Here is a 12,892-nt window from a genome sequence, read left to right as displayed (position 1 = left end):
GAGTTTGGTTGTTTTGCGTTCGAATTGGTTGGTAAATGTCCAATTTTCAAGGGTTAAATGACGCCTCGCTGCTGACAGATGATTGTCGTCGTTGCGGAAATCAAAGAATGACGAATAGTGAAAATGATCCGTAATGTTTAGTAGACTGTGTCCCTAATTACAAAATGATAAAGGGAAATGAGAATGAGTCAGCAGAAAGTCGCGTTTATTGGCTTGGGTGTAATGGGCTACCCTATGGCAGGCTACTTGAGTAAAGCGGGATATTCCACCAAAGTGTTTAACCGCACTAAAACCAAAGCAGACAAATGGGCTGAGGAATACCAAGGTGTTGCGTGTGAGACGCCTAAACAAGCGGCTCAGGATTGTGATGTTGTGTTTGTTTGCGTGGGTAATGACGACGACGTACGCAGTGTGATTTACGGTGAAGATGGCGTTCTTGCTGGATTGAAGGCAGGAGCCGTGCTGGTGGATCATACGACAACGTCCGCTGAGCTAGCGGTTGAATTGTCGGCTGCAGCTAAAGAAAACGGCAATCAGTTTATTGATGCGCCAGTTTCTGGTGGTCAAGCGGGCGCTGAGAATGGCGTGTTGACCATTATGTGTGGCGGTGATCAAGTGGTGTTCGAACAAATCTCACCAGTGATGGATGTGTACGCTAAACAAATGACGTTGCTGGGAGAAAATGGCCAGGGTCAACGTTGTAAAATGGTTAACCAAATTTGTATTGGCGGTATTCTCCAAGGGCTTAGCGAAGCGTTGCTACTCGCTCAAAAATCTGGTTTGGATGTAAAACAAGTGGTTGAAACCCTCAAACATGGTGCAGCGGGTTCATGGCAAATGGAAAATCGCGCCGTGACCATGTCACAAGATAAGTTTGATTTTGGTTTTGCTATTGATTGGATGCGCAAAGACTTAGGGTTCTGCCTGAAAGAAGCGGAACGAGTCGGGCTAGATTTACCGTTAACTAAGAAGGTCGATGAGCAATACGCTGAGCTACAACAAGATGGCTATGGGCGTATGGATACATCTGTTCTGATGAAAGCGGTGGCGAAAAAACAATAAGCGCTGAGTCAAACAATACGCCGATGCGTGCAGGTTAGCGATCGGCGTATGGATTTCAGTACTGATTCAAGCGGGATACTCTATATCAGTAGAAGATGAACAGCTCTTTGGTGTCAAATAACTTAAAGAATTCGAATCCTTTCATAGCCAACTCTCCTCATTTGTAACATCTATGGTTAATGGATTGGTGAAGCCTTATATGAGCTTCATTGCTTAACTGCTGTTACCTATCTAAAACTAGTGCAACCTACAGTTTTTTGCCAAATTGTTGATGAGTTAAACATCTGTCCAGATCAAATCTCTGCTACCCCACGGACTCACAAAAGCCGTGGGGCGTTATTGCAAGTTATTGTTTCAAATCGAAGCGGTCAGCGTTCATTACTTTGGTCCAAGCGTCTACGAAGTCGCGGACGAATTTCTCTTTGTTATCATCCTGAGCGTAGACTTCAGCGTAAGCACGTAGGATGGAGTTAGATCCAAATACAAGGTCGACTCGGGTTGCTGTCCATTTTTCTTCACCGCTGCTGCGCTCGACAATAGAGTAGGAGTTACGCCCAGTTGGCTTCCATGTGTATCGCATGTCTGTCAGGTTGATGAAGAAATCGTTCGTCAGTGCACCGACATTATCAGTGAATACACCGTGACTAGACCCAGAGTGGTTGGTTCCAAGCACACGCATACCACCAATCAGAACCGTCATTTCTGGGGCCGTTAAACCCAATAGCTGTGCATGGTCTAACATCAACTCTTCAGGGCTTACCGCATAATGCTGCTTCTGCCAGTTTCGGAATCCGTCAGCGACAGGCTCCAGCACATCAAAGGAATCGACATCTGTTTGGGCAGCACTTGCATCACCACGTCCCGGAGCAAAAGGAACGGAGATGTTTATACCAGCGGCGCGCGCTGCTTGCTCAATGCCAACGTTACCAGCAAGAACTATGGTATCCGCGACACTTACACCTGACTCAGAGGCGATACCCTCTAGAACCGAAAGGACTTTAGCGAGCTTTTCGGGTTCGTTACCTTGCCAACGATTTTGTGGCGCAAGGCGGATACGAGCACCATTAGCGCCACCACGTTTGTCTGAGTTACGATAGGTACGAGCACTGTCCCAAGCGGTGGAAACCATCTCGCTAACGCTTAAACCACTTGCGGCGATTTTAGCTTTGACCGCTGCAACATCGTAATTGCTTTGACCAGCAGGGACAGGATCTTGCCAAGTTAGCTCTTCTGCCGGAACATCTGGGCCAAAGTAGCGGGATTTTGGTCCCATATCGCGGTGAGTCAGCTTAAACCACGCACGAGCGAAGGTGTCGGAGAAGTAAGCGGGATCCTTGTAGAAGCGTTCTGATATCTTGCGGTATTCAGGATCAATTTTCAGCGCCATATCGGCATCCGTCATGATCGGGTTGTGACGAATACTTGCATCTTCGACATCAACAGGTTTGTCTTCCTCTTTGATGTTATCTGGTTCCCACTGCCATGCACCCGCTGGACTCTTTTGCAAAGACCAGTCATAGCTGAACAGCAGATGGAAGAAACCGTTATCCCATTGAGTTGGATGGGTTGTCCACGCACCTTCCAACCCACTGGTCACAGTGTCACGGCCAATACCACGAGAGGTGTGGTTGTTCCATCCAAGACCTTGTTCATCTAGCTCTGCACGCTCTGGTTCGGCACCCAGTTTATCGGCGTCTCCATTACCATGTGCTTTACCCACGGTGTGGCCACCAGCGGTCAGTGCGACAGTTTCTTCATCGTTCATTCCCATACGTTCAAAAGTGACACGCATGTCCTGAGCCGTTTTTAGTGGGTCTGGTTTACCATCAACACCTTCAGGGTTGACGTAGATTAAGCCCATCATGACAGCGGCAAGCGGGTTTTCTAAGTCACGCTCACCCGAATAGCGACTGTTTTCACCACCGCTCTCTGCTAGCCATTCTGTTTCTGCGCCCCAGTAGATGTCTTTTTCTGGGTGCCAGATGTCTTCGCGACCAAATGCAAAGCCGAAGGTTTTCAATCCCATAGATTCATAAGCCATGTTGCCAGCTAGGATCATCAGATCAGCCCAACTGATTTTATTGCCATATTTCTGTTTAATAGGCCAAAGCAAGCGACGAGCTTTGTCTAGGTTTGCATTGTCAGGCCAAGAGTTCAGAGGAGCAAAGCGTTGGTTACCGGTATCCGCACCACCGCGGCCATCGCCAGTACGATAAGATCCTGCAGAGTGCCATGCCATCCGAATCATTAAGCCACCGTAATGGCCCCAGTCTGCTGGCCACCAGTCCTGACTATCAGTCATCAGAGCTTTAACATCATTCTTTAACGCTTCAACATCGAGCTTTTTAAGCTCTTCACGATAGTTAAAGCCTAGGCCCATTGGATTCGATTTCTGGTCGTGCTGATGCAAGATGTTGAGGTTGAGGGCGTTTGGCCACCAAGCTACGTTTGATGAGTCTGAAGAAGTTGCACCGCCATGCATGACAGGACATTTACCGCCAGTATTCACGTTTTTGTGTTCCATGATTTGCTCCTTTAGTGTCGCTTATTCACGGCCACCACTTTGATGTTTCTTATATCGGTGACCATCGAATCATTGGTTAGCCAGTTAAAACCAAGGACGTTTTCTATCGGTCTAGCGTCTGATTGAATATCCGTCATTGGACTGACTTGATAGCATTGAGAATAGATGGCGAGAGAGCTTTTATAAAACTGGTTGTGGCTATGTTATTGATAGACGTTTTCTATCTCATGCATACCGATGGCGTAAGAGGCAAAATATCACGGAAATTTAAAAAGGGAAGCAGGGCTGCCAGCGAAGATTAGCAACCCTGTACACGAGTAATTAGCTGAACTTTATTTCAAGCTGTTCGGCGGTCTGCCAACTATCGTGGCTGGCAAGTTGTGAGGCATACTGGACAATATTGGTGTAGCGCTCAAGTAAGCCAAAGTTCGTCAGAATATCAACAATAAATGACATCATAATATCCGCACCAGTGAGTTTTTCGGCGACTAGGTAACGCTTGCCTTGCAAACGCTGGTCGACATAACTCATCACTTTGTGTAACTCGACTTCAGCATAATCAGGTAGGAAGTTCATTTGAGCGCCATCTTTAGAAACGAAGACCTTTAGTAGTAACGGTAGAGCAGCAGAGCTTTCTGCAAAGTGCAGCCACTGCAGGTAGTCGAGGTGGTCATCAGAGCCTTTAGCTGGCGCCAGCTTCTCTGGCGCATACTTATCGATAAGATATTCAGTGATTGCGCCAGACTCTGTAATGACGCGGCCATCTTCTTCAATCACCGGAGATTTACCCAGTGGGTGGATAGATTTAAGCTCTGGTGGCGCGAGAAAGGTCACACTATCACGATGGTAGGGGACGATGTCATAATCGATGCCTAGCTCTTCTAACAACCAGATAATACGTTTGGAGCGAGACTGGTTAAGGTGATGTAGTTTAATCATGCTGACCTCTGTTTATAGTGGACGGTTAGTTTTTACAACCAGTTTGCCAAAGTTTCTACCTTCCAGAAGGCCGATGAATGCTTCTGGCGCATTGTCAAACCCTTCCACTAAATGTTCACGATAATGAATTTTTCCTTCCGCAAGCCATTGGCTCATGTCGGTTGCAAACTCTTCATAACGATGAGCGTAATCATCAAAAATAATGAAACCCTGCATTTTGATTCGCTTGATCAGCAACTGCCCCATCAGCATTGACATTCTGTCAGGGCCTTGAGGGAGCGATGTTGCGTTGTATTGAGAAATCAAGCCACACAGTGGAATACGCGCTCCAGTGTTGAGAAGGGGCATCACAGCGTCAAATACTTTACCGCCAACATTCTCAAAGTAAACGTCGATGCCTTGGTCACACGCTGTCGCTAGCTGTTCTGCAAAATCTTCCGCTTTATGATCGATACACTCATCAAAGCCTAATTGTTCTACCGCATAACGACACTTTTCCTCGCCACCGGCAACGCCAATTACACGACAACCTTTTAGTTTGCCTATCTGTCCGACCATAGAACCTACCGCACCTGTTGCAGCAGCGACTACTAAGGTTTCGCCAGCTTTTGGTTGGCCGATATCCAGCAAGCCCATATAAGCCGTGAAGCCCGGCATACCCATCACACCGAGTGCATAAGAGGGGTGAGTTGGGCTCATGCCCATTTTAATAAGGCCTTCACCATTTGAAATGCCGTAATCTTGCCAGCCAGTGAAAGCCAATACCCATTCACCAACTTGGTAGTCTGGATGATTGGAGGTTTCTACCTGACACACTGTGCCACCGACCATGACATCGTCGATATCAACAGGATCCGCGTAGGATTTTGCATCGTTCATGCGGCCACGCATGTAGGGGTCAAGTGACAAATAGACGCTTCTTAGCAGCAATTCATCTTGAGCAGGCGTAGGCTTTTCTGTTTCTTCTAAGCGGAAGTTTTCGCTAACAGGTGCGCCTACAGGGCGTGAAGCAAGAACAATGCGGCGGTTTACGTTGTTAGTCATTGTGTTTCCTATTATTAGACCAGTCGTCTAGTTTGGATTTCAAAAAATTCCCGTTGATTTGTTGCATCAAACGGGAATGTGTTACTTAAGCGCTAAGTAGAGAGTGAGTGCTCTCTAAACTACGTTCAAGATGTGCTTGATCCTGAACCAGTTTGTTGAGAAGGCTCGCACCAAGCCATTGTTGGTAAAGCTGGGTCGCAACTTGCTGCGCATCCAATGCTTTTATCGAACCGTCTTCGATACCGGATTCTATGCACTGAGCAATGGAATCAATGACTTGTCCTGCACCGTTCGCAAGAGTGATTCGCATCGGCTCCGACAAGTCAGAAACCTCGGCACTAAGCTTAACCACCAGGCATCGGTTAGCATTACAGACACCATTTTCTACTTCTAGCCAGCGGGAGAAGTAGCCCATTAAACGTTGATAGCCATTCCCTTCCTCTGTATGAAAAATCACATTGATTCGAGCTAGGTAGCTTCTGAAATAATCTTCAATCAGTGCCTCACCAAATTGCTCTTTGGATTTGAAATAGTGATAGAAGGAGCCTTTTGGCACATCGGCTGTTTTAAGCAGTTCAGATAAACCGACGGCGGTGAAACCTTTGTTCACTGCTAATTCGTAACCCACATTGAGAATATGTTGGCGAGTGTCGTTTGTTTTTTCGTTCATGGGCGAACTATAAAGCAAATTAGACCAGTCGTCTAGTGAGTGTGAAAGCTTTGAGAGGATGAATTACCGCGCCGTTGAAGGTTAAGCCGCATACAAAGAGGAACGGCGAGAGTTGGACGGAGTGAAAAAGACTCACACAATTACGAACTAAATAAGTTCCCTTCGAATGATGGAAAAACGCCGAATGGACGCAAAAAGTCAAACGATATTGTTTAGTGATATTACTATTAAAGGTAGATAAATGTAGAAGGTCTTTGACTCTATCCAATGAAGTTATTGCTGATAGTTTCACTAAACTTTCGTATTGAGTCATCGCTTTGTATGAAGGAGAGAGGATGAAGTGGTTGCGTTTAGGAACGATCATTCTTGCTCTAGCGGCCGTAAAGCCTTGTTTGGCAAGGCCAGTTGATTTGGTCACGCTGGAATATCCTCCCTACATAGAAATGCAGGGACAACAGGTATCAGGCGTTGCGGTTGAATTAGTCAGGTATGTATTTCACCAGCTTGAAACTCCCGTCAACATTACGGTACTACCATGGGCAAGAGCATTGACACTTGTGAAGCGTGGCCGGGCTGATGGCATATTTACCGCATTCAAAAATCCTGAGCGCGAGAAATTTGCCGATTTTAGTCAGAATGTCCTCTTCGTTCAAAACATCAGTTTGATGGCGCTCAAAGGTAGTAACTACAAACCTGAGGAAATTTTAGCGGGTGATGTATCCAATATTGCGTTGTGTGTCGTTAACGGCGTAAGTTACGGAAAACGGATGGACGCGAAGATTAAGGAAGGTCGCTTTCGGCTGATTTTCCAAAAAAACAGCACGGTAGAATGTGCTCACCTGGTGCGCACTAAACGCGCTGATATCTGGGTGAACAATGAATTTGGCGCCCGAAGCATTCTGGTTAGAGAAGGGTTGGATAGTGATATTGATATTTTGTCACCTCCCGTTGAAGCAACACCCAGCTACATCGCTTTTTCCAAAGAGCGCAGTCATGCCGAGTTACTCGAGCGCTTTGACCAAGTACTGTTCGATATGAAGCAAGATGGGCGTTACGAAGCCCTCATCTATGATTACTTTGAGAACATGAGAGTTAAATGAGAGGCTCTCTTTTCATGTAGATAAAAGCGTTGTCTTCGCCGGTGATATGAAACCCAAAGCGCTGATATAGTCTACCAACCTGATTTCCTTGTAAGTAGCACAGTTGGATAGACTTACGTTTTGCGTCGGCAAGCTCAATACAGTATTGCAGGATTTTGCTTCCCATTCCTTTGCCGTGGTATTGGGTGAGCAGGAAGAAACGACAAAAGTAAAAGTGTTCTCCTTTGTCTTGCAGCAAAAAGCTGCCAATGGGTTGACCGTTAACAGTCACTATGGAGGGCTGGTCTTCTTGCCACTCTTCAAGGTGAATACGTTGTTGCACTTGTTCATTCCAACCGAATACGGCTTTTATCGCGTCGTATTCTGCATTCTTTTTGAGAGAGAATAAGAAGTCGAAATCGCCCGGTGTAGCCGGGCGAAAATCAAAGTCGATCATGCATCAACCAGTTCATAAGTGATCAAGAAAAGCTCGTCTGTATTGGGGTAGATTTCCCGAATCAGCTGTTTAAGTTTTGGTAGCTCAATCGCTTCTTGCTCAGCGTGAAACTCGTTGATATCGTCAAAGTGAAGGGGTTCTACCGCTAGAATCTTCACCTCACATACTTTCTCATCTTTCTCCAAGGTGAAGACTTCAACCTGAGTACCTGGCACGTAATGAGCTTCTGATTCATCACGAATGGTAATGGTTTTTTTACCACAAGTGATCAGTGGAGTCAGAAACTCAAAAAAGAGAATTTTGGTCGGTGCGATCATTGGGAATCCTTGTTTTGACGCTTGTGTTTAGGTACGTAGTTTAAAATGGAAATAGGCACAGGTTTACGCGGCTCAAATCCTTCAACGTCACGACGTTCAATCAGATGGCCGAGGCGGCTTTCGATCATGCACAAATTCTTGAAGTTATCTTTAGATACAAAGGAGATGGCCTCGCCTTGTGCATCCGCACGACCTGTTCGACCAATACGATGTACGTATTCATCAGCAGGGAAAGGCAGATCGTAGTTAATAACACGAGTCAGGCCTTCAATGTCAATACCACGAGCGCCGACACCTGTGGCGATCATGTATTGGATTTTGCCCGCTTTAAAATCTTCGAGTAGCTGAGAACGTACGGCTTGGCTACGACCGCTGTGAAACGCTTCGGCTTCAATACCGCGCTTTTCCAATTGTTGAGCCAGTTTGGCTGCGCCGTGTTTCGTTTCGATAAAGATCAGAGCCTGATCCCAATTGTTTTCTTTGATTAGGTGGCTGAGGAGAGCGGACTTCTTGTCTTTATCGACCGTAATTAGCCACTGTTCGATATTCTTTTTCGACGCTTGATTGGCTGAGATTGAAATCTCGTATGGATCGTGTACCGCTGTTTTCGCTAGGTCTCGAACTTTATTCGATAGAGTGGCGGAGAACAGCAAGTGCTGAATATCGGTTGGCAGTCGGTCAAGGATTTTGTTGATGTCGTCAATAAACCCCATATCGAGCATACGGTCGGCTTCATCCAGTACCAACATTTCAACTTCCTCAAAATGTACGGCGTGTTTGCCATACATATCGATCAGTCGACCGGGTGTCGCGACCAGAATATCCACGCCTTCAATTAGGGCTTGTTTCTGAGCCTGTTCATCCACACCGCCGTACATCGCGAGTGACGTAAGAGCGAGGTGTTGGCCGTAGTCTCGAATCTTTTCTTCAACCTGTACAGCCAACTCACGTGTTGGCGTGAGAATCAAACCACGAATACGTTTCTTACGCTGTATTTCTCCCTGACTCAATTTTTCCAGCATTGGCAGCACAAAGCTAGCGGTTTTACCTGTACCTGTTTGTGCGGCTGCAATTAAATCTTCGCCACGCAGAACCACAGGAATAGCCTTGGTCTGAATCGTCGTCGGTTTATCGTAACCCAGTTGTTGAATGGCGTCGGTAATTGGTTGGCTTAAGCCGAGCTTAGAGAATGGCATCTGTACACTCTGAATCTAACTAGTGAAGCGGGGTAAACCCAGTATTTGGCACTGAGTTTAACATGAATACGTCCACACGGGATCGTTACCTCGCTTAATTCTCGTAATATCAGCGACTAAGAATCTCCGTCACAATGTCTGTTTTTACAGAGTTAGCGATAAAGCAATGTTGATGAGCGAGGTGATGCATCTTCTCTAGCTGGGCGTAATCAGGTTGCTTGCTACCAGAAAACACGATGTTAGGTCTTAGGGTTACTTTCGTTACCGAGGTTCGACCTTTGTCATCTTCTTCCATAATGCCTATGGCTTCATCAACATAAGAGTCGATGACGTAACGACGTTTAGCAGCAATCCCTAAAAATGTCAGCATGTGGCAGCTTGAAATAGCGGCAATAAATGCCTCTTCAGGATCGACATTTTCTTCGACCGAATAAGGCAACGGTACCACATGAGGTGATGCAGACGCAGGGACACGGACGCCGCCGTCAAACTCCCACAGATGCCCACGGCTGTATTGGTTGTCGCTGAATGTCTCATGTTCGGCCCGCTTCCAGCGAATGGTAGCACTGTAATCTGACATGCATTCCTCCATGAATATGATGCAAAATAAGAGAAGTAGACCTTCGTAGAATATCGTATTAACGGGGTGTGACATAGGCAGTATGTCAATAATTCGGAAGCGTTTATCGACTCTGATTGCAGTCTCTACCGACTTATAGGCTTTTATCGCTATCCCAAAACTCTGATAGTGACTATTTTTCATCGATTACAATGGCTTGATAGGCTGTGTTTCGAGACTAGCCCTATACTATGAAACGTTAGGGATAAATAAAAAGGAACCCAAGCCAATGAAATGTGCTTCCCCTCTGACACTACTACTGAGTTTAACTATGAATGGCAATCTGCACGCTGCTGACTCTGCGGAGATGGTGTTAACCAATGCCCATATTTACGGTCATCAAAACGCCGATTCGATCGCTATCGCCAACGGTAAAATTCTTTATGTCGGTTCACAAGAAGATATGAAGAGATTCGCTGGCTCGATGACTGAAACCATAGATTTGGACGGTGGTTTTATCGCACCGGGCTTTATCGACAACCATAATCATGTCTTTGAGGCTGCGTCGGAAGCGGGCGGTCAATGTGAGCTGAGTATGGATGCAGGGATTGAAGAACAAATCCCCTATCTAAAAGCGTGTCGTAAAGAGGCACGCCGAGGTGAGTGGGTAATGGGCTATGGTTTTTCGATAGAAGCAGTGCTGGCAGAAGACAACAGACGGACGCCATTAGAGGTCATCGACTCGATTTTCCCTGATCAGCCTGTGATCATTATGGAACAGACTTCCCACTCAATGTGGGTCAATTCGGTTGCGTTAGATGTCGCGGGTATCAATAAACATTCACCGGAGCCACAAGGTGGCAAGATCCTCAAAGATGAAGAGACTGGTGAGCTCAATGGCATCTTGTTTGATAACGCTGGCGATATTGTTATGGAGATGGCTTGGAATAGTCTTGAAGAACAGTTTGATCAAAGTTATGAAGGAATGATGGCTGGGCTCGATGAAGCGCGACGACATGGAATTACCACCATAGGTGATGGCCGACTCTACTGGAAACGTGGTTGGTATGAAGTATGGAAAGAAGCAGAAAAGCGCGGTGACCTGACGGCACGTGTTTCTTTAAGGCCTTGGATCTACCCGACAGATTCAATGCAGCCGCAACTTTCCTTCCTGTCTAAAGTGTTGGCAACAGACAAGTCGCGTCTTGTACTGGTGGATCAAGTCAAAATGTACAGCGATGGTATTCTGGTCAATGGGACGGCGAAGACGCTCGCACCTTACTTAGACACTTATATTCCAGACGAGCCCTACGGTATTAATTACATTCCGCCCAAAGCAATGGCTGATTGGCTCAACGCATTGGATAAAATTGGCTATGGTGCGCATATCCACGCGATTGGTGATGGAGCGATACGCGAATCCCTCAATGCGATAGAGGGCATGCGTAAGCAAGGCAGCAATAAAAACTACACCCTGACCCATGTAGAGCTGGTGAATTCGAAAGACGTCGAACGTTTTTCTCAACTTAATGTAACCGCGGACTTTCAAGTGGGGTCTGACTATGTTGCCTATCACGAGCATCAATGGGCGGAGGCGTTTCTCGGCGCGAAGAGAACACGAGCACTCATGAACCTGAAAGCCATATTCGAAACAGGTGCTAACGTTTCCTTAAGCAGTGACTGGAATGTGCATGACATCAATCCTTTGGTTGGGATTGGTAACAGTTTAATTATGGGCAAAACCGGCTTGCCGAGTGTGGAAGATGCCATAGACGCCTATACCATCAATGCGGCAGTGAGTTTAGGCCTCGATGACATTACGGGCTCAATTGAAGTGGGCAAAGCGGCAGACTTTGCGATTCTATCGCGTGATATTACAAAACTGTCGGCAGAGAAAATCAAAAAGACAGATATCTGGATGACGTTCCTCAATGGCCAAGTTGTCTATGACATCGACGAATAAATCATCGCGCTGCACTATCCTCTAGTGCGGCGTTGTATTCCAGCTGATTAGCGCGTGAATTCATGGCATTGTCTGAGTGATTTTATAACTTGATGGCCTGTTTTTGACAGGGTCAGTCCTGGTCGCCAGCTCAGCTCGACGCGTCGTGGGATATCACTCTGTTCAAACTCAGAATCCAGCTTAATTAAGTTACCAGTCTCAAGCTGTGCCTTGATGTTTGCTAAGGGCAGAAAAGCAAAACCATGACCAGATTCAAGCAGTTTAATCAATATAGATAAATCACTGATGATGGCATAATCTGGGCTGAAACCTTCACCCTCTTCGCCAACCTCTCCCCATATCAGTTCTTTGTGTTTATTGAGATCAGCAATCGATACAGGTTGAGTCTTCGCTAGAGACATAGAGTGTTGGCAAACTAAGCCCTCTGAATAACATCCCAGTTTGGCGCATTCCACGTCTGGCTGATGAAGCTGATTTGATTCATGTCGAACGATAACGTCAGCTTCTCCAGCGACCAAAGCTTCTCGTAAGTCAGTATGTTCCCCACGATAGATCTCGACATCAAGATTGGGCAGCTGAAAAAGATCCCCGATGGCGTTTAACAGCAATGATTCAGGTACATAATGCTCAATACCTATGCGTACAGCGATTGGCTCACCAAAACTTATTGCAGCTGCTTTATCGGCGAGTTTATCCAACTGGGCAAGCGTATGAGTCAAGGAAGGAAGTAATTGCTCACCTTGCTCGCTCAAGGTACTTTTGTTACCTGTACGATCAAAGAAAGTGACACCTAAATCAATTTCAAGATCAGAGATCCACTGGCTGACCTGAGACTGCTTTTTACCGAGCTTCCGCGCTGCCGCTGAAATAGAACCATTTTCAATGGCGAGAAGAAGAGCTTTAAGGTGAGTGGTATTCATCAGTGATTTCCGAGCAGTTAAGGCAATAGAGCCCATTTTAGAAAATACTCGTAACGTTGTGAACAATGGAGACCAAGTTGGACTTGATTAATGTCGATGCCAACCTATTTGTTGTCACTGGCACGACAATAAAAGTTGCGATCTCACATACAGGGTAATCAA

General features: G+C 46.2%; 13 protein-coding genes. 3 read left to right on the top strand and 10 right to left on the bottom strand.

Going from position 1 to position 12,892, the window contains the following annotated elements:
• The first annotated feature begins 183 nt into the window (after positions 1-183).
• Positions 184-1,062 carry an NAD(P)-dependent oxidoreductase gene (locus tag OH455_RS14015; RefSeq protein WP_206370127.1) on the top strand — a complete coding sequence of 293 codons (879 nt, stop codon included), beginning with the start codon at positions 184-186 and terminating at the stop codon, positions 1,060-1,062.
• 346 nt (positions 1,063-1,408) lie between these two features.
• Here the strand turns inward: OH455_RS14015 and katG are convergent, their stop codons facing one another.
• From katG to OH455_RS13990, 5 genes are all read right to left on the bottom strand, one after another.
• Positions 1,409-3,586 carry a catalase/peroxidase HPI gene (gene katG, locus OH455_RS14010; protein WP_269981824.1) on the bottom strand — a complete coding sequence of 726 codons (2,178 nt, stop codon included), beginning with the start codon at positions 3,584-3,586 and terminating at the stop codon, positions 1,409-1,411.
• 11 nt (positions 3,587-3,597) lie between these two features.
• A complete protein-coding gene (locus OH455_RS14005) occupies positions 3,598-3,723 on the bottom strand; it encodes a hypothetical protein (protein WP_269981823.1) in 126 nt (41 codons plus the stop codon).
• 184 nt (positions 3,724-3,907) lie between these two features.
• On the bottom strand, positions 3,908-4,525 hold the full coding sequence (locus OH455_RS14000; RefSeq protein ID WP_269981822.1) for a glutathione S-transferase family protein: 618 nt from the start codon (positions 4,523-4,525) through the stop codon (positions 3,908-3,910).
• A 12-nt stretch (positions 4,526-4,537) separates the two neighbouring features.
• Complete coding sequence (locus OH455_RS13995; RefSeq protein ID WP_269981821.1) at positions 4,538-5,569, bottom strand: NADP-dependent oxidoreductase; 1,032 nt, start codon at positions 5,567-5,569, stop codon at positions 4,538-4,540.
• A gap of 85 nt (positions 5,570-5,654) precedes the next feature.
• Positions 5,655-6,239 carry a TetR/AcrR family transcriptional regulator gene (locus tag OH455_RS13990; protein WP_269981820.1) on the bottom strand — a complete coding sequence of 195 codons (585 nt, stop codon included), beginning with the start codon at positions 6,237-6,239 and terminating at the stop codon, positions 5,655-5,657.
• Positions 6,240-6,574: 335 nt separating this feature from the next.
• Between OH455_RS13990 and OH455_RS13985 the strand changes: the two genes are divergently transcribed.
• Entirely contained in the window at positions 6,575-7,339 is a 765-nt protein-coding gene (locus OH455_RS13985; protein WP_269981819.1) for a substrate-binding periplasmic protein, read from the top strand.
• On the opposite strand, the gene OH455_RS13980 is transcribed toward OH455_RS13985, so the two are convergent.
• From OH455_RS13980 to OH455_RS13965, 4 genes are all read right to left on the bottom strand, one after another.
• Positions 7,332-7,772, bottom strand: coding sequence for a GNAT family N-acetyltransferase (locus OH455_RS13980; RefSeq protein WP_269981906.1), 441 nt, complete (start codon positions 7,770-7,772; stop codon positions 7,332-7,334). The genes OH455_RS13985 and OH455_RS13980 overlap by 8 nt on opposite strands.
• Positions 7,772-8,092, bottom strand: coding sequence for a N(4)-acetylcytidine aminohydrolase (gene yqfB / locus OH455_RS13975; protein WP_045976383.1), 321 nt, complete (start codon positions 8,090-8,092; stop codon positions 7,772-7,774). The genes OH455_RS13980 and yqfB overlap by 1 nt, the downstream gene beginning before the upstream one ends.
• Positions 8,089-9,288, bottom strand: coding sequence for a DEAD/DEAH box helicase (locus OH455_RS13970; RefSeq protein ID WP_269981818.1), 1,200 nt, complete (start codon positions 9,286-9,288; stop codon positions 8,089-8,091). Before OH455_RS13970 ends, yqfB begins: the two co-directional genes overlap by 4 nt.
• A gap of 109 nt (positions 9,289-9,397) precedes the next feature.
• The gene (locus tag OH455_RS13965; RefSeq protein ID WP_269981817.1) at positions 9,398-9,868 is read right to left on the bottom strand and encodes an OsmC family protein; all 471 of its coding nucleotides are present in this window, start codon (positions 9,866-9,868) and stop codon (positions 9,398-9,400) included.
• 268 nt (positions 9,869-10,136) lie between these two features.
• Here OH455_RS13965 and OH455_RS13960 point away from each other — a divergent pair, with 268 nt between their 5' ends.
• Complete coding sequence (locus OH455_RS13960) at positions 10,137-11,810, top strand: amidohydrolase (protein WP_269981816.1); 1,674 nt, start codon at positions 10,137-10,139, stop codon at positions 11,808-11,810.
• Positions 11,811-11,857: 47 nt separating this feature from the next.
• Here the strand turns inward: OH455_RS13960 and OH455_RS13955 are convergent, their stop codons facing one another.
• Positions 11,858-12,730, bottom strand: coding sequence for a LysR family transcriptional regulator (locus OH455_RS13955; protein WP_269981815.1), 873 nt, complete (start codon positions 12,728-12,730; stop codon positions 11,858-11,860).
• Positions 12,731-12,892: the final 162 nt, after the last annotated feature.

The sequence above is a fragment of the Vibrio sp. T11.5 genome, from assembly GCF_027587155.1.
GTDB lineage: Bacteria > Pseudomonadota > Gammaproteobacteria > Enterobacterales > Vibrionaceae > Vibrio > Vibrio neptunius.
The sequence above is the reverse complement of the archived record's forward strand: the minus strand, read 5'-3'. Positions and strand labels throughout refer to the sequence as shown.

Coding starts and splice junctions, on each gene's coding strand:
- OH455_RS14015 (WP_206370127.1), top strand. CDS start 184: ATGAGTCAGCAGAAAGTCGCGTTTATTGGCTTGGGTGTAATGGGCTAC.
- katG (WP_269981824.1), bottom strand. CDS start 3,586: ATGGAACACAAAAACGTGAATACTGGCGGTAAATGTCCTGTCATGCAT.
- OH455_RS14005 (WP_269981823.1), bottom strand. CDS start 3,723: ATGACGGATATTCAATCAGACGCTAGACCGATAGAAAACGTCCTTGGT.
- OH455_RS14000 (WP_269981822.1), bottom strand. CDS start 4,525: ATGATTAAACTACATCACCTTAACCAGTCTCGCTCCAAACGTATTATC.
- OH455_RS13995 (WP_269981821.1), bottom strand. CDS start 5,569: ATGACTAACAACGTAAACCGCCGCATTGTTCTTGCTTCACGCCCTGTA.
- OH455_RS13990 (WP_269981820.1), bottom strand. CDS start 6,239: ATGAACGAAAAAACAAACGACACTCGCCAACATATTCTCAATGTGGGT.
- OH455_RS13985 (WP_269981819.1), top strand. CDS start 6,575: ATGAAGTGGTTGCGTTTAGGAACGATCATTCTTGCTCTAGCGGCCGTA.
- yqfB (WP_045976383.1), bottom strand. CDS start 8,092: ATGATCGCACCGACCAAAATTCTCTTTTTTGAGTTTCTGACTCCACTG.
- OH455_RS13970 (WP_269981818.1), bottom strand. CDS start 9,288: ATGCCATTCTCTAAGCTCGGCTTAAGCCAACCAATTACCGACGCCATT.
- OH455_RS13965 (WP_269981817.1), bottom strand. CDS start 9,868: ATGTCAGATTACAGTGCTACCATTCGCTGGAAGCGGGCCGAACATGAG.
- OH455_RS13960 (WP_269981816.1), top strand. CDS start 10,137: ATGAAATGTGCTTCCCCTCTGACACTACTACTGAGTTTAACTATGAAT.
- OH455_RS13955 (WP_269981815.1), bottom strand. CDS start 12,730: ATGAATACCACTCACCTTAAAGCTCTTCTTCTCGCCATTGAAAATGGT.